This window comes from Streptomyces albus subsp. albus (assembly GCF_000725885.1).
Classification (GTDB): Bacteria; Actinomycetota; Actinomycetes; order Streptomycetales; family Streptomycetaceae; genus Streptomyces; species Streptomyces albus.
Genome location: NZ_JODR01000035.1, coordinates 31296 through 50809 on the forward strand (window position 1 = coordinate 31296; position 19514 = coordinate 50809).

A 19514-nucleotide genomic window follows, 5' to 3' on the forward strand; every position below is an offset into this window, starting at 1 on the left:
CCCGGCGCGGTGGCCGAACACTGGGGGATTCACCAGGCCGTTCCCCGCGGAGCGCCGCACAGTCCGGGTGAACACCTGGTTCCTGGCTCTCTTCGTGGCCGCTCACGCGCGGCCCGTGCTCCGCTATGCCCGCCAACCCGGTCCCGACGGAGAGCGAGCTGCCGTGAGCCGCCCAACAGACCGCGCCGGTGCGCGGCCGTCACAGCACGAGCACGACCCCGGTCTGAGGATCTTCTCCCGTGGATGGCCCGACCAGGCGCCGGACACGGTGTGCGGCTGGGGATCGAGCGAGCCGCACACCCACCTCGTCCGCAAGGGACTCGTCGCCCTCCTCGAGGAACACGGCGTGACGACGCTCAACGACGCGGGGTGCGGCGACCTGGCCTGGATGCGCACGCTGGACCTCGGCGGGGTGGACTACGTGGGTTACGACGTCCACGAGCGCGCCACCTGGCCCGAACTGCGCCGGCTGGGCTACCGGCTGGAGGTCCTCGACATCACGGCCGGCGGGATCCGCCCGGCCGATCTGGTGATCTGCCGCGATGTGTTCATCCACCTGCCCAACCACATGGTGCTGCCCGCGCTGGAGCAGTTCCGCCGCTCCTGCCGGCTGCTCCTGACCACCAGCTACATCAGCTCTGCCGCGGTGGAGAACGGCGAGTTCTCCAACTTCGACCGGCTGACCGAGCCGAGTCTGCGACACGCCAAGCTCGATCTGTCCCGGGCCCCCTTCGACCTCGGCGAGCCGCTGGAGCGCATCCCCGAGGGCTCGCCCAACAAGTTCCTGGGCCTCTGGGACCTGACGCGCTAGCCGTCAGCGGGCTCGTCGGCCGGGCGGAGACCGCCGCTCCCCGGCGTCCGTGCACCGCGTCGACGCTCCGCCACCAGCTCTCCCCCGCCCGACCGCCCCCCCATCGAATCCTGGAGTGTCCATGGCTCCCCCGCCGACCCTCGCCTACTCGCCCTGCCCCAACGACACTTTCGTCTTCCACGCGTGGGCGACCGGGCTGCTGCCCGGGACGCCCGCCCCCGAGGTCACCATCGCCGACATCGACGCCACCAACACGCTCGCCGCGCGCGGCGAGCTGGACGTACTGAAAATTTCCTACGCGGCGCTGCCCTACGTCCTCGACCGCTACGCGCTGCTGCCCTGCGGCGGGGCGCTCGGCCACAGCTGCGGTCCGCTGCTGCTCACACGCGGCCCGTGCGAACCGGCGGCGCTGGACGGGCGCGTCGTCGCGATCCCGACCGAGCGTTCCACGGCGTATCTGCTCTTCCGGCTGTGGGCACGGCAGACGCTGCCGGACAGCGACGTGCGCACCGTCGTCCTGCCGTTCCACCGGATCATGCCCGCGATCCGGGACGGCGAGGTGGACGCGGGCCTGGTGATCCACGAGGCCCGGTTCACCTTCCACAAGTACGGTCTGCACCGTCTCGCCGACCTCGGCGAGGCGTGGGAGGCACGGATTGGGCTGCCCATCCCGCTGGGCGCGATCGTCGCGCGGCGGGACCTGGGCCCCGACGGCATCGCGCGGGTCGCCGACGCGGTCCGGGCCTCCGTCCGGCACGCCTGGGCCCACCCGGAGGCCTCACGGGACTATGTGCGGGCGCACGCGCAGGAGATGGCCCGGGACGTCCAGGAGCAGCACATCCGGCTGTACGTCAACGACTACACCCACGATCTGGGCCCGGACGGTCATGCGGCGGTCCGCACCCTGCTGGAGCGGGCGGCACGGGCGGGAGCGGTGCCGCCCGTTCCCGCGGAGGCGCTGGAGCCCGCCGGGCGGCTGCTGCCCGGCGGCGGGCACATCGGCGTCTGACCGGAGCCGGTCAGCCGGGCGGGGCCCCGTCGCGCAGGGGCCGCCGCCGTCACTCAGGGGGCCGCGGCCCGCTCGCCGGCCATCACCGCCTCCAGGCGGTCGGCGACGGTGACGGCCCCGGGCGCGTTGCGGATGCTCCGGCTCAGTTCGGCGACCCGGCTCCGTACGCCGCCGTCCGCGGCGACCGCTTCGACCGCGGAGCGCAGGGTACGGCCGTCGAGGTCCTCCGGGCCGATCGACCGGCCCAGGCCGAGGTCGACGACCTGGCGGGCGAGGGCCAGCTGGTCCTGCTGGTGCGGCACCACGACCGCCGGTACGCCCTGGTGGAACGCCTCCATCAGGCTTCCGCTGCCGCCCTGGCACACGAACGCGGTGGCGTGGCGCAGCACCGGCAGATGAGGCAGCCAGGGGTGGGTCTCGACGTTGGGCGGCAGCGGTCCGAGGTCGCGGGGATCGACGCCGCCGCCGAGTGTCATCACGACGTGCCACGGCGTGCCGGCGAACGCCGTGGCACAGGAGCGGAAGAAGTCCGGGCGGCGGTTGACCGTGGTGCCGAGCGAGACCAGCAGCACGGGCGGCGCGCCCGGCGGGGGCGACCACGCTCCCTCGAAGTCCACCGGGCGCAGGCACGGGCCCGCGAAGAGGTGGTCGTCGCCGAACGTCTCCCCGCCGACCTGGAAGTCCCGGACGACGAAGGAGATGTTGAGCACCGCGTCGTCGCCGCTCGCCAGCCGGCCGCCCAACAGGTCGGCGACGCCGGCCGCCCGGACGCGGGCGGTCACCCGCGCCGACAGGTCGCGCAGCCGGGGGTCGTGGGGGTCGACGGGCTGGTGCGCGGGATTCGCCTCGGTGCCGTTCAGCGGCACATGCTCGTTGCTGCCGAAGCCGGCGTAGGTGCGTACGGTCGCCACTTGGTGCCGCCGGCTCAGCGCGGCGGCCGTGTCGGAGGCGAGGGCGTCGTGCACCACAAGGTCGGGCGGGTCCTCCGCCGCGGCCCGGAGTGCGGCCTCCAGGGGTGCGAAGCTCTCCTCCAGGAAGGCGAGCAGCATCGTGGTGGCGGTCTCGGTGGCCGAGATGGACTCCGGGAACCGCGAGGCGTACGGCACGACACGGGCGCCGGTGGGCTCGACCCGCGCGGCGAACCGGTCGGCGATCACATAGGTGACGCGGTGGCCGCGGCGTACCAGTTCCTCGACCATGCCGAGGCTCGCCTTGATGTGCCCGTACGAGGGGAAACCGAGCCACAGCACGTGGCGGCCGGGCCGTTCGCCCGTGGGCCGGATGCTAGGTGCGGGCACGGGCATCCCCCGTTCCGAGCCGTGCGGGTTCCGCGGGGAAGCCGGACAGTTGCAGGACCGACTCCAGCAGCGCGGCCTGCCGCACGGAGTCGGCGGCGGCGGACTCCCGGGCCACCGGGTCGGTACAGGCGCCGGCGAAGGCCGTGACGGCGGCGAGGAACTGGTCGGCGGCGGGCAGCACCCGCTCCTCGCGGCGGTCGGCCAGCTGAAGCCGCACCAGCGGCCGGGTCTCCGGCGGCGGGGTGAAGGCCCAGTCCACCTCGATACGGCCCTCGCTGCCCCAGACCGCGTAGGTGTTGCGGTAGGCGTGCTCCATCCCGAAGTCGCACTGGGCCGTGCGGCCCGCGCCGTCGGCGAGCAGCACCGAGCCAGCCGTGTCCACGTCGGCGCCGGGCCCCGACCGGAGCCGGGCGCCGACGGCCCGCAGGTCCGGGCCGAGGAAGAGCTGTGCGGCGCGCACGGGGTAGCAGCCGGTCTCGCGCAGCGATCCGCCGCCCAGTTCCCGGCTGTAGCGGATGAGCCCCGCGTCGCCCCGTGGGATGCCGAAGGACGCGCTGAAGCTCAGCGGCGTGCCGATGGCGCCACCGTCGATCAGCTCGCGGACCCGCTCGTGCTGGGGGTGGTGCAGGAAGGTGAAGTTCTCCACGAACGCCAGGCCCCGCTCCCGCGCCATGCGGGCCAGGTCCGCTGCCTCGGCGGCACTGGCCGTCAGGGACTTCTCCACCAGGACGTGCTTGCCGGCGCGCAGGGCCGCGTCCGCCCACGGTGCGTGCAGGGCGTTCGGCAGCGCGATGTAGACAGCGTGGACATCCTCGCGTTCCAGCAGCGGCCGGTAGTCGGGCACGGCCTCGCAGCCGAACCGGTCGGCGAACTTCAGGGCCTTGCCCGGGGTGCGGCCGGCCACCGCGACCAGCCGCAGCGCCGGGCAGCGGAGCACGGCGGGGACGGTGCGGCGCCAGGCGATGTCGGCGGCGCCCAGGACTCCCAGGCCGAGGGGTTCGGGGTCAGCCACGGGGCCCCCTGCCGTGCTTGCCGACGAACTCCCGGACGGAGGAGACCATGTAGTCGGCCATCTCGGCGGTGATGCCCGGGTACACGCCGACCCAGAACGTGCGCTCCATGATGATGTCGCTGTTGGCCAGCCCGCCGCTGACCCGGTGGGTCACGTCACGGTACGCGGGGTGCCGCAGCAGGTTGCCGGCGAACAGCAGCCGGGTCCCGATGCGCCGTGCGGTGAGGAAGTCCACCAGTTCGGCGCGGCTGAAGGGGGCGTCCTCGGTCAGGGTGATGACGAAGCCGAACCAGCTCGGGTCGCTGCCCGGGGTGGCCTGCGGCAGCAGCAGTCCGGGCACGCCGTCGAGCCCGTCCCGCAGCCGCCGCCAGTTGCGCTTGCGGGCCTCGACGAAGCCGGGCAGCTTGTCGAGCTGGCTGAGGCCGAGTGCCGCCTGGATGTCGGTCGACTTCAGATTGTAGCCGACGTGGGAGAAGATGTACTTGTGGTCGTAGCCGCGCGGCAGTTCACCCATCTGGTAGGTGAAGCGCTTGAGGCACTTGTTGTCCTCGCCCGGCTCGCACCAGCAGTCGCGTCCCCAGTCCCGCATCGACTCGGCGATCCGCGCCAGCTCCACGGTGTTGGACAGCACGCAGCCTCCCTCGCCCATGGCGAGGTGGTGGGCCGGGTAGAAGCTCACCGTCGAGTAGTCGCCGAATGTTCCGGTGTTGCGGCCCTGGTAGGTGGACATGAGGGCGTCGCAGTTGTCCTCGATCAGGAACAGCTCGCGGTCCTGGGCCAGTTGCGCGATCTCGGCGGCGGGGAAGGGATTGCCGAGCGTGTGGGCCATCATGACGGCCTTGGTGCGCGGCCCGATCGCGGCCTCGATCCGCTCCACCGTCGTGTTGTACGTGGCGAGGTCCACGTCGACGAAGACCGGCACCAGTCCGCACTGGACGATGGGGTTGACCGTCGTGGGCCAGCCCGCGGCGACGGTGATCACCTCGTCGCCGGGGCGCAGCCGGCGGTCCTCCAGCTCAGGCACGGTGAGCGAGGCGAGCGCCAGCAGATTGGCGGACGATCCGGAGTTGGTCAGATGCGCCTTGCGGACCCCGACGGTCCTGGCGAACTTCCGCTCGAAGCGCAGTGCGGTCGCCCCGGAGGCGATCCGCATCTGGAGGGCCTGCTCGACCAGCGCGGCACGGTCGTCCTCGTCGAGGACGGCGCCCGCCGGCAGGATCGGTGTGACCCCGGGCACGAAGTCCTGCCCGGACTCCTCCCGGTCCCGGTGGAGCTTGCGGGTCAGCTCGATGATGGACTGCACGTCCGGGTCAGCCATGGATGCTCTCTTCGTTCGCTGCGGAAGTCGTCAGTGGTGCCGTGCCACCGCCGGGAGCAGTGCGGACGCTGTCCCACAGTGCTTGGAGCGCGTCCACGACGGTCCGGGCCGGGGACCAGCCGAAAGCGCGGTGCGCCAGGCCGATGTCCAGGGGCTGGGACCCGATTCCGGTGTCACGGCGCACGGCGGGCGGTGCAGCGGGCACGATCCGGACGCCTCGGGTGCCCGGGCCGGCGATCCGGATCAGCTCGTCCACCGCGTCGGTCAGGCGGACGCCGACGCCGGACCCGATGTTGACCACGGGCGGCGGCCCGTCCGCGCGCGCCGCGCACAGCACGGCGTCGGCCACGTCCCGGACGTCGACGACGTCCCGCACACCGTCGATCGGCGGCAGCCGCAAGGTGTCCGGGTGCGCGGCGAGTTGGCGGGCGATGCCGCCGAGCAGACTGTGCCGGGGCGCGTACGGTCCGACCGAGACGGCGATCCGCAGCACGGTCGCGTCCACCCGCCCGTCGGCGACGGCCCGGGTGACGAGCTGTGTGCCGGCCAGCTTGGTTCGCGCGTACCGGCCGGCCGGACGGGCCGGCAGTGACTCCACGAGTCTCTTGCCGGGGTGTGCCCCGTACTCGTACGCCGAGCCGAGGTGCACCAGCCGCACCGGTCCCGGCTGTGCGGCGACGGCGTCCACGAGGCGTTCGACGAGAGTCACGTTGCCCTCGGTCAGCTCGTCGTCGGTGACGTCCCACAGCGCGCCCGCCGCGTTCACCACCAGGCCGGGGCGCAGGTCCGCGAGTCCGGCGGCGAGGTCACGGGTCCCGGTGCGGGCGAAGTCGAGGCGCACGGCCCGGCAGCCCTCCGGCGGGTGTGCGGCGCGACGGCCCACGGCCGTCACCGCCCAGCCGGCGGCGCGCAGTGCCGCACAGATGTTGCGGCCGATGAAGCCACCGCCGCCGAGCACCACGGCGACCGGCCGGTGTGCGGTCTCAGCTCCGTCCACGGGTCACTCCCCTGCGTCGTCCGGCCACAAGGCGAGGGCCCGCCCGGGCGGGCCCTCCTCACGGGCCGGCGGCCAGTGTTCACGCGCCGCGGAGCCACGCCTAGCCCCGGCCGTACCACGCACCAAAAGTCTGGGGGTTTCCCCCGATGCTCGACCGCGCGCCCCTTTCCGGTCCGGCGCCCGACGACCCTGGAGGGGCACCGGATCAGCTGCCTGCCCCAGGAGTCCACCGTGCGCGTGCTGTTCACCACGATCCCCGAGAAGTCCCACCTCTTCTGCATGACGCCGATGGCGTGGGCGATGCGCGCCGCCGGTCACGAGGTGCGCGTCGCCAGCTGCGCGGAACTCGTCGACGCCATCGCCCGGACCGGTATGACGGCCGTGCCGACCGGCACCAACGACGGCATCACCGCCGGGATGAGCGCCCACCGCGAGTCGCAGGAGGAATGGGAGGCGGCCAACTGGAACGAGCTGGACCCGGCGAAACTGACCTACGAGGGCGAACTGGAGCGGATCCAGCTGGCCACGTACGGCAGCGCGATGTACAACGAGCCGATGATCGGCGAACTGGTGGCCTTCGCCCGCGCCTGGCGGCCCGACCTGGTCGTATGGGACCCGCTCACCTACGCCGGGCCCCTCGCCGCGGGGGCCGTCGGCGCTGCGCACGCCAGGTCGCCCTGTTTCGCGGACGTGTGGACGATGAAACGCCAGCTGTTCCGGAAGCTGTCCGAGGAGGTGCCCGCCGGCCGGCGGCGCGATCCGCTCGCCGAGTGGCTGGGCGGTACCGCCGCACAGTTCGGAGGCTCCTTCACGGAAGAGCTCACCACCGGACAGCTCACCCTGGACCCGCTGCCCGCGAGCCTCGGCATCGCGACCGAGGCGCCGCGCACCCCGGTGCGGTTCGTCCCCTACAACGGCCCGGCCGTGGCCCCTGACTGGCTGCTGACGCCACCCGGACGCCCCCGGATCTGCCTGAGCCTGGGCGCCTCCAACACCGAGCGGTACGGGGGCGACTACATCCCGAAGGGCGACATCCTCGCCGCGCTGGCGGAACTCGACGCCGAGGTGGTCGCCGCACTGCTGCCCGCGCAGGTCGCGGAGCTGGGGGCACTGCCGGACAACGTCCGCGTGGTCGACTCGGTGCCGCTGCACGCGCTGCTCCCGAGCTGTTCGCTGCTGATCCACCACGGCGGCTTCGGCAGCTACGGGACCGCGCTGACGCACGGGGTCCCGCAGCTGACCGTCACCACGCCCGTCGCCGACCAGCTCTACCGGGGCGCCGGCCTCGAACAGCAGGGCGCCGGGCTGCTGCTCACCACTGCGGAGGCCACCCCGGATGCCGTGCGCGAGCGGGCCTCGCGGATACTGTCGGACCCGGCCTTCCTCCGGAACGCGGCCCGGCTCCGTGACGAAGCGGCTGCCCTCCCCGCACCGTCCGAGGTGGTACCCGTGCTGGAGCGGCTGGCACAGGAGCGCCGGGCCGCGCCCTGGCGGGCCTGAGCGGGCCTGAGCGGGCCGGCCCGGGGTACGGGGGGCGGCAGCCGCCGGCTCCCGGGTCCCGGCCGGGTACGGGGACGGCCGCCGGGGCTCGGACTCGTTCACGCGAAGGGGCAGTGACGTGCGCGCACGCGGCATCAACTACGACACCGGTTTCCTCCCCGGTCGGCAGCTGACCCGGAAGGTCTTCCGTCCGGAGGCGGTCCGGCGCGAGATGGCGGTGATCGCCGGAGAACTGCACTGCGACGTCGTACGCGTCTCGGGGCGCGAGCCCGAACGGCTGGAGACGGCGGCCCGGTTCGCCGCGGACGCCGGCCTCGAAGTCTGGTTCGCGCCCTTCCCCGTCGACCTCCCCACCGAGCGGCTGCTGCCGTTCTTCTCGGACTGCGCCCGGCGCGCCGAGGCCGTACGCCGGTCCGGTGCCGAGGTGGTGTTCGTGACCGGCTGCGAGATCAGCCTGTTCTGCCGCGGATTCCTCCCGGGTGACACCTTCGGCCACCGCCTGCAGGCGATGGCCTCCGACGCAGCGTGGTGGTCCGCCCTGGAGAAGGCGTCCGGACGCGTCGACGAATTCCTCGCCGAAGCCGCCGCCACCGTGCGCGCGCAGTTCGGCGGGCGGGTCACCTACGCCTCCGGCCCGTGGGAGTCGGTCGACTGGGCGCCCTTCGACCTCGTCGGCATCGACGCCTACCGTGCCGCGCACAACACCGACACCTTCCGCACCCGGCTGCGCGAGTTCTTCCGGCACGGCAAGCCCGTCGCCGTCACCGAGTTCGGCACCTGCGCCTACCAGGGGGCCGGAGACCTGGGGGGCATGGCCTGGATGCCGCCGCCGGGCGCTGTGCCGGACGAGGAGGAGCAGGTCCGCTACCTCACAGAGCTGCTGACGGTCTTCGAGGAGGAGAGGGTGGACACCGCCATGTGGTTCTCCTTCGCCAACTACGACAAACCGGGGGAACGCGACATCGCCTCCTACGGTGTGGTGAGGATGCTCGACGACATCCGCTGGGAGCCCAAGAAGGTCTTTCGCACCATGGCGGACAGGTACGCCCGCCGCTGAGTCGCCTGTCCCTCCGGTGCGGGCCACGAGGACGGGGGCCCGGGGCTGTCAAGCCCCGGGGCGCCCATACTGGTTCTTGCCTTCGACCGTGCGGCGGCGGGACCTGCCGCGGGCCGCGCTCCTCTACGGTCGGGCAGCGTGAGAGAAGACGCAGCGAACCCGGACGTTCTCGTAGTCGGCTACGGCCCTGTGGGACAAGTGCTGTCGATCATGCTCGCCCAGCGCGGCTGGCAGGTGACCGTGGTCGAGAAGCACATCGAGCCCTACGCCCTGCCCCGGGCGGTCTCCTTCGACCGTCACATCGGCCGTCTCCTGGGCACGGTGGGCGTCGCCGACGCGCTCGTCCCGGTCGGCGAGGCGACCGAGGACTACGTCGTCGTCAACGGCGACGGGCAGACGCTGATGCACTTCGATCTGGAGCGGGACAGCCGGCACCGCTGGCCGGAGACGACCGCCATCTACCAGCCGGGCCTGGAGGCGGCTCTCGTCGAGCGCGGCGAGCAGCTGTCCAATCTGCGTGTGCTGCGCGGTCACGAGGCGGTCGGCCTGACCGAGAAGGACGACTCGGTCCAGCTCGCCGTCCGTACGGCGGACAGCGAGCACACCCTCACCGCCCGCTGGCTGGTCGGCTGCGACGGGGCCAACAGCCATGTGCGCGGCCATCTGGACGTCCCGTTCTCCGTCTCCGACTACGCCGCCGACTGGATGGCGTGCGATGTCATGCCGCACGACCCCGCACAACTCCCCTCGGGGAACGTGCAGATCGCCGATCCGGCCCAGCCCCGCGTCGATCTGTCGGCCGGACCCGGCCACAACCGCTACGAGTTCCTGCGGCTTCCCGAGCAGTCCTTCGAGGACTTCAACACCGTGGAGAGCGCCTGGCGTCTCCTCGGCCATTTCCAGGTCACCCCGGACAAGGCGACGCTGCAACGGTACGTCGCCTACACCTGTGTGGGCCGCAACGCCGACCGCTGGCGTTCGGACGGCCCAGGACGGGTCTTCCTCGCGGGGGACGCCGCCCACACCATGCCGCCGCACGCCGGGCAGGGCATGTGCACGGGAATCCGGGACGCGACCAACCTGGCGTGGAAGCTGCATCTGGTCCTGGCCGGTTCGGCCGGCGAGGAGTTGCTGGACACCTACGAGGCCGAGCGCCGCCCCGACGCCCAGCGTGCCATCGACCTGTCGGTGACCCTGGGCGAGCTCATCGGCACCATCGACCCGGCCGTCGCCGGCTACCGGGACAGCGCCCTGCTGTCCCTGAGCCCCGAGGACGCTCCGCCGCGCACCGCCGAGGAGTTCGCACGCCCGGGTGAGGAGGCGGTGAAGGCCGGGCTGTTCCAGGAGGCCGCCGACGGCATGTTCGCCGGGGTGGACAGCCGGGTCGTCCCCCAGGCCCGCTCCTCCCGTACAGACGCCGGTGAGCTGTGCGGCGGCGACTTCGTCCTGCTCACCCTGGACGACCCGGAGACGCTGGTGGAGCCGGGCCTGGCCGGCCGGCTGCGCGACCTGGGCGGCGAGATCGTCCATCTGACGCCCGACGTCGACATCGACGGCACCTACACCGCCTGGCTGAGGGAGAAGGTGCCGGCACCGGCCGCGCTGGTCCGTCCCGACTTCCAGGTCTACGGCGCGGCACGCGACCGCACCGAGATGACCGAGCTCCTGGGCGGCCTGCTGAAGGCCGTGGGAGCGCCCTCGTAGAGGGCACGGCGGGCCGCGCACGCCGTCCTGGCCCCTCCCGTGCCCGTGCCCCCCGCCGCGGTGGCGGGGGGCACGGGCACGGGAGGGGCCGGCGGACTACGACGGTTTGCGTGCGCAGAGCATGATGGCCTCTTCCATGCCCAGGACCGTCCGCGAGGTGAGCTCGAAGCCCGCTGTGCCGAGCCACTGCTCGAACTCCCTGCCCGTGTACACCATCCCCTCGCCGGAGGCGAAGGCGAGGAAGTACGCGGACAGATACGCCGCCTGCACGGGCCCCGTCTCGTCGTCGTGCTGGTAGGGCGCGATGATGAACAGACCCCCGCCCGGCGGCAGCGCCCGGTACGCCTTGGCCAGGAGCTGCTGGATGCGTTCGGGCGACCAGATCTCCAGGAAGTGCGCGAAGAGCACCGCGTCGCAGCCGGACGGGAACTCGTCGCTGAAGGCGTCGATGCCGGCGACGTCCACCCTGTCCGCCAGGTCCAGCTCCCCGACCCGCTTTCTGGCCTTGTCCGCGACCGAGGGCAGGTCGGCGATCGTCATACGCAGATGGGGCCAGCGGTCGGCGAGGTTCTCCGCGTTGGCGGCGGTGCCGCCGCCGACGTCCAGCAGGTGCCGATATCCGGAAAGGTCGAGGTTCTCCTTAATGGCCGCGCCGAACTTCCGGCTGTGGAAGGCCATCATCGTGTGGAATTCGGCCTCCAGCTCGGCGTTTTCGGTGAGCCGCTCGTAGAGGTTGTCGGAATTCCCCGCCATGACACGCTGCAAGCCGACGTTGGTGTTCTCCTGCACCGATTCGGGGAGCCAGGTCAGCGCGCGGTACATATTGCGGCTCTCACGGGTGATGATCGACGTCATCGTCCCCTCGTAGTCGCCGCTGACCCCCTTCGTCAGGGGGGTGTTGTAATAGCTCCCGCCTTCCTTGCGCAGCAGACCCAGCACGGTGCATCCCAGGAGGAGGATGCGGGCCGGCTGCTCCTCCAGGCCCAGCCGCTGCGCGACGTCCTTGACGGAGAGACCGGGTTCGTTCTCCAGCGCGACGAAGAGACCGGCCCGGCACGCGGCGACGAGATACTGGAACCGGTAGTGGTCCGCCAGCATGATTTCGAGCTGCGTCTCGACGGGCAGTTCCGACAGTTCCATTTCGCTCCTTCGAAGATGTGTGGTGCCGCGCCGAACGCCCTCGCCCGGAGCGGGGCCGGCTCAGGCGGCGGGTTCGGCGGGCGACAGGCGGGCGGCGGTACGGGCCACCAGCGCGCCCGTGAAGCGAGCCGCTTCCAGATCGCCGTCGGTCGGCATCAGCCCCTCGGGGCCGCCTGCCTGAGCGACCGGCCCGTACGGGCTGGAGGCGCGGAACTGCACCGGGTCGGCGTAGCCGGGGGAGACGATCAGCATGCCGAAGTGCATCATCGCGGTCAGCAGGTCGTGAACGGTCTGCTCCATACCGCCGTGCGGGCTCGACGCCGTGGAGAACGCGGCACCCACCTTCCCCTGGAGCACCCCGTTCATCCACAGCCCGGAGGCGCCCTCCAGGAAGTGGCGCATCGACGCCGCCATCCCGCCGAACCGGGTGCCGCTGCCCAGGATGATCGCGTCGGCCCAGACCAGATCGTCGAGGGTGGCGACGGGGTGCGGGGCGACGCGCTCGGTGAACAGGGCTCCGGTGTGCGGCGCCCGGGCCAGTGCCTCGTCGCCGCGGATGTCGGCGACCCGCAGCAGACGGACGTCGTGATCGTTCCCCTCCTTCGCGGCGCCTTCCGCGACCGCACCGGCCAACGACATGTTCGACCCGGCATGGCTGTGAGCGATGACTGCGATCCTGGCCATAGAGCAGCAGACTCCAAATTCTCGGCGGGAAGGAATGACGGGGCGGGAGGAGAAGCGAGAGGCGAAGTGCCGGAGCCGGTACCCGCGTTCCCGCCAAAAGGGTCCTCGCGTGCCTCACGCTAGACTCGTCGCCCCTGGTCCCGGCCCCGCGACCGGGCACACTAGGGGATTCCCTATTCGGTCCTTGCGGATACTGCCGCCATGGTGACGATGAGCGCGGAGGAATCCAGATCGCTGACCGACGGTTGGCTGGCCTGGGACCTCGACGAGTGGACACGGCACGTGCTGCGGCGGCAATTCGATCCGGAAACGGGGTCCCCCTACTGGCTCAAGCGCCGTAACGAGCTGGACTTCGACCCGCTCTCACTCACCGGCTACGACGACCTGGCCGCATTCGGCCACTTCGATCTCGCCGTCCTGCGGGATTTCGACCCGGCCGATCTCGTCCCGACCGCCGTGCCGCGTCCGCTCGGCGGCCGGGTCCGGGAGACCGGCGGCACCACGGGCAAACCGGGCCGTGTCTTCTACACCGGGAAGATGACGGCCGCCCGGACCGCCTGGCGGTTCCACGGCTTGCTGGCGGCCGGGTTCCGGCCCGGCGCCACCTGGCTCCACGCAGGCCCCACCGGGCCGCACATCGTCGGCGAGGAGGCCGATTTCCTGGCCCACCTGGCCGGGTCCACCGTGTACACCATCGACCTCGACGCACGGTGGATCAAGCACCTCATCCGCGGTGGCCGGCTGCTGGAGATGGAGGAGTACGTCGACCACGTCGTCGAGCAGATCACCGACATCCTCGAGACCTGCTCCGTCGACTACCTGCACAGCACCCCCGCCACGGTGCAGGCCCTCATCAACCGCCGTCCCGATCTGGTGGCGCGTCTGTCCGGGGTCTACCTCGGCGGCACCCAGCTCACCCCCGACGCCTACCGCAGGTTCGCCGAGGCCATGCCCGGCGGGGTGATCGGGACCATCTACGGCAACACCCTCGGCTGCGCCAACGGCCTCCCCTCGCCCGACGGGGGCGCCACGCTCCCCTACGTGCCCAACTACCCGCAGCTGACCATGACCGTGGTCGACAAGACCGATCCCGGGCGCGTCGTGGACTACGGCGAGGTGGGCCAGGTGCGGCTGACCGTGCTGCACGAGGACCTGTTCCTGCCCCACATCCTCGAACGCGACCAGGCGATCCGCTTCCGGACCTCGGAGGAGTGGCCCTGCGACGGTGTGGCCAACGTACAGCCGCTCCAGGTCAGCTCGGAGAGGCCCGAGGGCCTGTACTGAGTCCGGGCGGCGGCCGGGGCCCCTCCCCCGCCGCCCCCTCCTCGCCGCCTCCCCGTCCGCCGTGGCAGGGCGCCGGCCGCCGTGTCACCGGCGCAGCCGCACCCCGTGCTCGAACACCGCCGCCGCTGCCCGCGGCACCGCGTCCGGGCTGTCGACGAAGACGACGGGGAACGGGTAGCGCAGCGCGTTCAGGATGGGCGAAGGGCCCACGACCAGTCCCAGTCCGGCGCCGTGCCGGTGCAGCTGGCGGGTCAGATGCACCAGGCTGATGGGCGCGACGACGTTGTCGACGAACATCGCGCGCACCTCGTCGGCACGCTTCAGCGTCTTCTGTTCCAGGGACGAGCAGAGCGTCAGCTCCGGGTCGGTGAACGACACGGCCGAGACGTGCTCGCGGGTCGCCTCGCGGGCCCGGGCCCGCAGCGGGCTGTGCACCGCCACGTCGGCGCCCTCGGTGACGTTGACCATGCCGCCGGTCTCGGCGCTGAGCTTCTCCAGCTCGTCCCGGTAGCCGCTGAGCATGACGATCCGCACCTTGCGGTCCGCGTCCCAGCCGAAGTCGCAGCTCAGGTAGATGCCGTCACGGTCGGCGTACAGCCCGGCCGGGTCGTCGTCCGGCCCCAGGTAGGCGGAGGCGATGGCTTCCTCCCGGCCCGGCTCCGCCCGCCCGGGCTCCTCCTGTCCCGTCTCTTCCCCGGTCGTCGCGTGCAGCGGCTGGTGTTCACCGCGCACCAGCACATCCATCAGCTCCCGGCGTTCGCACGCCCCCGCGACGCACGAGGCGACCATGCCGCCCAGGCTCATTCCGCCGGTCATGTGCGGGCGCAGCCCCTTCCCGGCGAGCACGTCCTGGATGCCGAGCTGGGCGGCGGCCAGCCCCACGGACACCACGCGCCGCCGCACCTCGTCGTCGTGGTCCCCGTTCTGCCGCACCAGGGTCTCCACGTCGAGGCCGGTCCACGCCGATGCCTGCGCGAACGACTCGCGCACCGCCGGATAGCGGTCGTAGAACTCGATGACCCCGCTGGGCTCGTAGTGGAAGAGGTTCGTACCGAATATGGACGCCAGAGCCATGTGTCACCTCCCATGACGCCGGTCACGCTAGGGGAGGAAGTCGAGGGACTTTGCCAGAGGCGCGAGGGCCGCCCGGTTACGAGTCGACGATGCCGGCGTCGTGCGCGAGCAGCCCGGCCTGGGTGCGGTTGACGCAGCCCAGTTTCTCCAGGGTGCGCGACACATAGCCCTTGATGGTGGCCTCGGAGAGGTACAGCCGCGCCGCGATCTGCGCGTTCGACAGTCCCTCACCCAGACCGGCCAGCACCTGGAGCTCCCGTTCGGTCAGCGAGCCGATCAGCTCGCGTGCGCGGTCCCGGGCCGAGAGGCTGTCCGTCGACGCGGCGATGAGCCGGCGGGCGACGGTGGGCGACAGCACGGTGTGGCCCTGCGCGGCCGAGCGCACCAGCCCGATCAGTTCCTCCGGCGGCGTGGACTTGACCAGGAAGCCGGTGGCGCCGGCCCGCAGGGCGCGCAGCACGTACGGGTCGGCGTCGAAGGTGGTCAGCACCACGATGTGCGGCGGTTCCGGCAGCTCGTTGATGCGTTCGATCGCGGTGAGCCCGTCCATGCCCGGCATGCGCAGGTCCATCAGCACCACGTCCGGCCGGTCGCGTCCGACGGCGGCGAGACCGGCGGCGCCGTCGTCCTCGTCGGCGACGACCTCGATGTCCTCGGCCGAGCCGAGAATGGTGCGCAGGAACACCCGCACCATGGGCTCGTCGTCGACCACCAGCACTCTGGGCATGCTCACACCGTCGTTTCCGCAGTCGGTACGTGCGCGGGCAGGGTCGCCTCGACGCTGAATCCGCCGTCGGGGCTGGGGCCCGCGCGGAGCTTGCCGTGCACCAGGTCGATGCGCTGTCGCAGATGGGCGATGCCCAGTCCCGAGCCGGAGCCGGCGAGGGTGCTGCTCGGCCTGCCGGTCGGTGGCGTGTTGTGCACGGTGAGCCGCAGCCGCGCCTCGTCGTATTCGACCCGCACGGTCACCCTGGCGCCCGGCGCATGCTTGCGCACATTGGTCAGCGCCTCACGCAGTACCCGGTAGGCGACGCGTCCGACGACGGGCGAGGCGTGCGCCGGGTCGCCTTCCTGGACCAGTTCGGTGGGTATGCCCACCGCGGCCGATTCGGCGACCAGATCGTCGAACCCGCCCACCGACGGGGTGCGGTCGCCGTCGGATGGGGTGCGCAGGATGCTGACGAGGTCCCGGAGTTCGTCGAGGGCCTGGCAGCCCGCGGCCCGCAGCTCCTCGGCGGCCTGCCGGGTGTTCTCGTCCTCGGCGGTCACCCGCAGCGCTCCGGCCTGGAGCACCATCAGACTCACCCGGTGCGTGACGACGTCGTGCATCTCGCCGGCCAGCCGCACCCGCTCCTCGGCGCGCGCCTGTTCGGCCAGCAGGTGCTGCTCCCGCTCGGCACGTTCGGCCCGTTCGACCAGGGCCTGCACCATCCGTTTCCGGGCATCGAGGTACAGCGCGAGCAGCGGACCGACCGCGGTGCGCAGCAGCCCGATCGTCATGGTGGTGAACGAGGAGTCCCACGGCCGCATGACGACGACGGTGAAGGCGGCGAGCACGGCGAAGGCGATCCGGCGGTTTTGCAGGTAGAACAGCGGGCCGTAGGCGGCCGGCAGGGTGGAGTAGGGGGCCCAGAGGCCGTCGGGGTGCGCCGGCTCCAGCATCCCCGCAGGTGAGACGAGCAAGGTCACCGTGAGGGTGAACGCGGCGAGCACCCCGACGACGGTGAGCGGCGCGACGCGGCGGACGGCCAGCGTGCCGCCGGCGAGTATCTGCGCACCCAGCAGGACCCAGGCCCCGGTGCCCGGGTCCCGCGGCCACCACGTGGTGCCGGCCAGCGTCGTCACGGTGTCGAGCAGCACGAAGGCGACCGCGATCGCCACATCCACGGCGACCCAGTGCCGGCGGTGCCAGGGACCCCCCTCTGTCATGCCCTCACTGTAGGGCACACGCACTGCCGTTCGGCCCGCTCCGGATCAACGGCGGGGTGCTTGGCCGTTCTTCGCCGAGCGAGGCATTCCGGGGCGGCGGCCCACGGTTCCGGGCGGGTGACGGGCGTTTCACGGGTAAGCCGGGGGGCGGCTGCCGGGCGGCCGGTGCGGGAAGAACCTACCTCCGTTCCGTGCGGACCCTACGAAAGTCGTATGCCGCCCGCGACGACCCGCCGTTCGTCGTATCCGGAAACGACCGGCGGCCCTGCCGCGGGGCGGTGCCGGTGCGGTGCACTGGGTGGCATGAATACGACGGGCAGCAACGCCACGGCGATCCCCCGGCTCGGGCACTACACGATCGACACGTCCCGCTCGTCGATCGCGTTCACCTCGCGGCACTTCTTCAATCTCCTGCCGGTGCACGGCACGTTCGGGATCCGGGCGGGCACGGTCGAGGTGGCCGAGCCCCTGTCCGAGTCGAGTGTGCGGGTGGAAGTAGACGCCGGGAGCATCAGCAGCGGGAACGAACAGCGGGACGCCGCGGTGCGGTCGGCGAAGTTCCTCGACACCGACCGCCGTCCCCTGTTCACGTTCGTCTCGGAGCGGGTGGACACCACGACCGTCTCCGGCACGCTCACCGCGTGCGGCGTCGAGCGGCCCGTGAGCCTGTCGGTCGTGCACTCGGAGGTGGCCGAGGAGACGTTCACCGTCCGGGCCACGGCCAGGATCGACCGTACGGACTTCGGGATCACGGCGGCCCGCGCCATGGCGGGGCGTGTGCTCGACCTGACGCTGGAGGCCACATGCGTGCGCCGGTGACACCGACGGCCGCGGCCCGCGACGCGGAGCAGACCCGCACCGCGGACGCGGTCGTGGTGGAGGACCTGAAGAAGAGCTACGGGCCGGTGCAGGCGGTGCGCGGGGTGAGCTTCACCGTGCGGCACGGCGAGATCTTCGCGCTGCTCGGCCCCAACGGCGCCGGCAAGACCACCACCATGGAGATCCTCGAAGGGTTCCGCACCCGGGACGCGGACTCCGGGCGGGTCGATGTGCTCGGCCTCGACCCGGGCGAGCGGGCCACCGCGCGGACCCTGCGCGAGCGGATCGGACTGGTGCTCCAGGACATCGCCGTCGAGCCCTATCTCACGGTGCGCGAGACGGTCGCCCGCAACGCGGGCTACTACCCGGCTCCGCGCGACATCGACGAGGTGATCGAGCTGGTCGGCCTCGCCGGGATGGAGAAGAAGAAGGTCCGCTCGCTCTCCGGCGGGCAGAAGCGCCGCCTGGACCTCGCCCTGGGGATGATCGGTGACCCGGCGCTGCTGTTCCTCGACGAGCCGACGACCGGGTTCGACCCCAACGCGCGCCGGAGCGCCTGGCAGCTCGTGCGAGCCCTGCGGGACGCCGGGACCACCATCCTGCTGACCACGCACTACATGGAAGAGGCCCAGGAGCTGGCCGACCGGGTGGCGGTCATCGCCGACGGGCGGATCGTGGACGAGGGCACCCCGGCCACCCTCGGGGGCCGCAACACCGAGCGGGCCCGGATCCGTTTCGCGCTGCCGCCCGGCTGCTCCCCCGAGGACCTTCCGGTGGCGGCCCTGCCCAGCGAGGACGGGCTGGTCACCGTGGAGTCCGCGGAGCCGACCGGGACGCTGCACCAGCTCACCGGCTGGGCGCTGGCCCGGGACACGGAACTCGCCCAGCTGACGGTGGACCGGCCGACCCTGGAGGACATCTATCTGCGGCTGACCGGCTCCGGCCGGGGGGTGCCGGCGGACACCCCGCACAAGAAGCGGGGAAGAGCCCGCAAAGGCGCCCCGGGGAAGACCTCCGAAGGGAGCACACCGTGAGCACCGCCGTCCCGCACACCGCGGCCCGTCCGGGCCCCGGCCGCGGCCTCGCCATGCTGTGGCATCAGATCCGCTACGAGCAGCTGACGTTCTGGCGCAATCCGCAGAGCGCGTTCTTCACCTTCATCCTGCCGATCGTGGTGATCGGGGCGTTCGGCCTGCTGTTCGGCGACGTCGGGAAGAGCTCGTTCTTCTACGGGCGGTCGGCGTTGCAGTACTACATCGCCACCATCACGGCGCTGTCCATCCTGGGCGCCTGCTACAGCCAGTTGGCGATCGTACTCGCGGCGCGGCGGCAGAACGGGATCCTCAAACGCGTCCGGGCCACTCCCCTGCCCGCCTCCATGTACTTCACGGGCCTGCTGGCGCACTGCGCCCTGGTGAGCACCGTCGACACCGTGCTCATCACCGCGATCGGCCGCGCCTACGGCGTCCCGCTGCCGTCCGCGTCCCAGTGGCCGGTGCTCGTCGTGACGGTGCTGCTCGGCGCCGCGGCGTTCTGCGCGCTGGGCGTCGCGGTGGGCTCGCTGATCCGCAACGCGGAGGCCGCGCCGTCCGTCGTGCAGTTCATCCTGTTCCCGATGGTGTTCATCTCCGGTACCTACATGCCGATCCACTCCGACGTGCTGAGCGTCGTCACGGGTGCGCTGCCGGTGAAACCGTTCAACGACGCCCTGCTCGCGGCCTTCACCGACGCGGACGCCGGCTTCGCCTGGCGGGACTGCGGCGTCCTGCTGGTGTGGGGCGTGCTCGGCGCGGTGGTGGCCGTCCGCCGGTTCCGCTGGGACCCGCGGCCCGAATGACCACTCCCCGGACTGCGGGCCGACGTGGTTCCCCCGTACCG

Annotated in this window: 18 protein-coding genes; 9 read left to right on the forward strand and 9 right to left on the reverse strand. The window is 72.1% G+C overall.

Translation table 11 applies throughout. The annotated features are described in order from the left end of the window. Window positions 1-163 precede the first annotated feature (163 nt). Window positions 164-811, forward strand: coding sequence for a class I SAM-dependent methyltransferase (locus IO40_RS0130005; protein WP_016467300.1), 648 nt, complete (start codon window positions 164-166; stop codon window positions 809-811). Window positions 812-932: 121 nt separating this feature from the next. Next, window positions 933-1820: a 1,4-dihydroxy-6-naphtoate synthase gene (locus IO40_RS0130010; protein ID WP_033230075.1), complete on the forward strand. Its 888-nt coding sequence runs from the start codon at window positions 933-935 to the stop codon at window positions 1818-1820. Between the two features lie 53 nt (window positions 1821-1873). Here the strand turns inward: IO40_RS0130010 and IO40_RS0130015 are convergent, their stop codons facing one another. From IO40_RS0130015 to IO40_RS0130030, 4 genes are read right to left on the reverse strand one after another with little or no spacing between them, the layout of a single operon-like run. Further along, entirely contained in the window at window positions 1874-3124 is a 1251-nt protein-coding gene (locus IO40_RS0130015) for a macrolide family glycosyltransferase (protein WP_041968822.1), read from the reverse strand. Then, window positions 3105-4130, reverse strand: coding sequence for a Gfo/Idh/MocA family protein (locus IO40_RS0130020; protein ID WP_031176506.1), 1026 nt, complete (start codon window positions 4128-4130; stop codon window positions 3105-3107). Before IO40_RS0130020 ends, IO40_RS0130015 begins: the two co-directional genes overlap by 20 nt. Further along, a complete protein-coding gene (gene rfbH / locus IO40_RS0130025; protein ID WP_031176507.1) occupies window positions 4123-5448 on the reverse strand; it encodes a lipopolysaccharide biosynthesis protein RfbH in 1326 nt (441 codons plus the stop codon). Before rfbH ends, IO40_RS0130020 begins: the two co-directional genes overlap by 8 nt. After that, complete coding sequence (locus tag IO40_RS0130030) at window positions 5441-6445, reverse strand: NAD-dependent epimerase/dehydratase family protein (RefSeq protein WP_016467305.1); 1005 nt, start codon at window positions 6443-6445, stop codon at window positions 5441-5443. Before IO40_RS0130030 ends, rfbH begins: the two co-directional genes overlap by 8 nt. 231 nt (window positions 6446-6676) lie before the next feature. On the opposite strand from IO40_RS0130030, the gene IO40_RS0130035 reads away from it, so the two are divergent. The 3 genes from IO40_RS0130035 to IO40_RS0130045 all read left to right on the forward strand — a co-directional run bounded on the left by IO40_RS0130035 (window position 6677) and on the right by IO40_RS0130045 (window position 10706). After that, window positions 6677-7945, forward strand: a complete 1269-nt coding sequence (locus tag IO40_RS0130035) for an activator-dependent family glycosyltransferase (protein WP_016467306.1) — start codon at window positions 6677-6679, stop codon at window positions 7943-7945. A gap of 118 nt (window positions 7946-8063) precedes the next feature. After that, window positions 8064-9002 carry a hypothetical protein gene (locus tag IO40_RS0130040; protein WP_016467307.1) on the forward strand — a complete coding sequence of 313 codons (939 nt, stop codon included), beginning with the start codon at window positions 8064-8066 and terminating at the stop codon, window positions 9000-9002. A gap of 138 nt (window positions 9003-9140) precedes the next feature. Further along, a complete protein-coding gene (locus tag IO40_RS0130045; protein WP_031176508.1) occupies window positions 9141-10706 on the forward strand; it encodes a bifunctional 3-(3-hydroxy-phenyl)propionate/3-hydroxycinnamic acid hydroxylase in 1566 nt (521 codons plus the stop codon). Window positions 10707-10802: 96 nt separating this feature from the next. Here IO40_RS0130045 and IO40_RS0130050 read toward each other — a convergent pair whose 3' ends face one another. Then, window positions 10803-11846: a methyltransferase gene (locus tag IO40_RS0130050; RefSeq protein ID WP_031176509.1), complete on the reverse strand. Its 1044-nt coding sequence runs from the start codon at window positions 11844-11846 to the stop codon at window positions 10803-10805. 60 nt (window positions 11847-11906) lie between these two features. Continuing rightward, window positions 11907-12530: an NAD(P)H:quinone oxidoreductase gene (gene wrbA, locus IO40_RS0130055; protein ID WP_031176510.1), complete on the reverse strand. Its 624-nt coding sequence runs from the start codon at window positions 12528-12530 to the stop codon at window positions 11907-11909. Between the two features lie 201 nt (window positions 12531-12731). On the opposite strand from wrbA, the gene IO40_RS0130060 reads away from it, so the two are divergent. After that, window positions 12732-13814, forward strand: a complete 1083-nt coding sequence (locus IO40_RS0130060; protein ID WP_031176511.1) for an AMP-binding protein — start codon at window positions 12732-12734, stop codon at window positions 13812-13814. 84 nt (window positions 13815-13898) lie between these two features. On the opposite strand, the gene IO40_RS0130065 is transcribed toward IO40_RS0130060, so the two are convergent. From IO40_RS0130065 to IO40_RS0130075, 3 genes are all read right to left on the reverse strand, one after another. Continuing rightward, window positions 13899-14888 carry a hypothetical protein gene (locus IO40_RS0130065; RefSeq protein WP_031176512.1) on the reverse strand — a complete coding sequence of 330 codons (990 nt, stop codon included), beginning with the start codon at window positions 14886-14888 and terminating at the stop codon, window positions 13899-13901. A gap of 76 nt (window positions 14889-14964) precedes the next feature. Continuing rightward, the gene (locus IO40_RS0130070; RefSeq protein WP_031176513.1) at window positions 14965-15615 is read right to left on the reverse strand and encodes a response regulator; all 651 of its coding nucleotides are present in this window, start codon (window positions 15613-15615) and stop codon (window positions 14965-14967) included. 2 nt (window positions 15616-15617) lie between these two features. Further along, a complete protein-coding gene (locus IO40_RS0130075) occupies window positions 15618-16817 on the reverse strand; it encodes a sensor histidine kinase (RefSeq protein WP_031176514.1) in 1200 nt (399 codons plus the stop codon). Between the two features lie 303 nt (window positions 16818-17120). Here IO40_RS0130075 and IO40_RS0130080 point away from each other — a divergent pair, with 303 nt between their 5' ends. The 3 genes from IO40_RS0130080 to IO40_RS0130090 are packed head-to-tail and all read left to right on the forward strand — an operon-like array spanning window position 17121 to window position 19473. Beyond that, window positions 17121-17636, forward strand: coding sequence for a YceI family protein (locus tag IO40_RS0130080; protein WP_031176515.1), 516 nt, complete (start codon window positions 17121-17123; stop codon window positions 17634-17636). Beyond that, complete coding sequence (locus tag IO40_RS0130085; protein ID WP_031176516.1) at window positions 17621-18670, forward strand: ABC transporter ATP-binding protein; 1050 nt, start codon at window positions 17621-17623, stop codon at window positions 18668-18670. The genes IO40_RS0130080 and IO40_RS0130085 overlap by 16 nt, the downstream gene beginning before the upstream one ends. Window positions 18671-18723: 53 nt before the next feature. Further along, window positions 18724-19473 (forward strand): ABC transporter permease, encoded by a 750-nt coding sequence (locus IO40_RS0130090; protein WP_051719325.1) that lies wholly within the window; start codon window positions 18724-18726, stop codon window positions 19471-19473. Window positions 19474-19514: the final 41 nt, after the last annotated feature.

What these genes read in the sequence shown, in the direction of transcription:
- IO40_RS0130010 (WP_033230075.1), top strand. Translation starts at nt 933, where the DNA reads ATGGCTCCCCCGCCGACCCTCGCCTACTCGCCCTGCCCCAACGACACT.
- IO40_RS0130015 (WP_041968822.1), bottom strand. Translation starts at nt 3,124, where the DNA reads ATGCCCGTGCCCGCACCTAGCATCCGGCCCACGGGCGAACGGCCCGGC.
- rfbH (WP_031176507.1), bottom strand. Translation starts at nt 5,448, where the DNA reads ATGGCTGACCCGGACGTGCAGTCCATCATCGAGCTGACCCGCAAGCTC.
- IO40_RS0130050 (WP_031176509.1), bottom strand. Translation starts at nt 11,846, where the DNA reads ATGGAACTGTCGGAACTGCCCGTCGAGACGCAGCTCGAAATCATGCTG.
- wrbA (WP_031176510.1), bottom strand. Translation starts at nt 12,530, where the DNA reads ATGGCCAGGATCGCAGTCATCGCTCACAGCCATGCCGGGTCGAACATG.
- IO40_RS0130060 (WP_031176511.1), top strand. Translation starts at nt 12,732, where the DNA reads ATGGTGACGATGAGCGCGGAGGAATCCAGATCGCTGACCGACGGTTGG.
- IO40_RS0130065 (WP_031176512.1), bottom strand. Translation starts at nt 14,888, where the DNA reads ATGGCTCTGGCGTCCATATTCGGTACGAACCTCTTCCACTACGAGCCC.
- IO40_RS0130070 (WP_031176513.1), bottom strand. Translation starts at nt 15,615, where the DNA reads ATGCCCAGAGTGCTGGTGGTCGACGACGAGCCCATGGTGCGGGTGTTC.
- IO40_RS0130075 (WP_031176514.1), bottom strand. Translation starts at nt 16,817, where the DNA reads ATGACAGAGGGGGGTCCCTGGCACCGCCGGCACTGGGTCGCCGTGGAT.
- IO40_RS0130080 (WP_031176515.1), top strand. Translation starts at nt 17,121, where the DNA reads ATGAATACGACGGGCAGCAACGCCACGGCGATCCCCCGGCTCGGGCAC.
- IO40_RS0130085 (WP_031176516.1), top strand. Translation starts at nt 17,621, where the DNA reads ATGCGTGCGCCGGTGACACCGACGGCCGCGGCCCGCGACGCGGAGCAG.
- IO40_RS0130090 (WP_051719325.1), top strand. Translation starts at nt 18,724, where the DNA reads ATGCTGTGGCATCAGATCCGCTACGAGCAGCTGACGTTCTGGCGCAAT.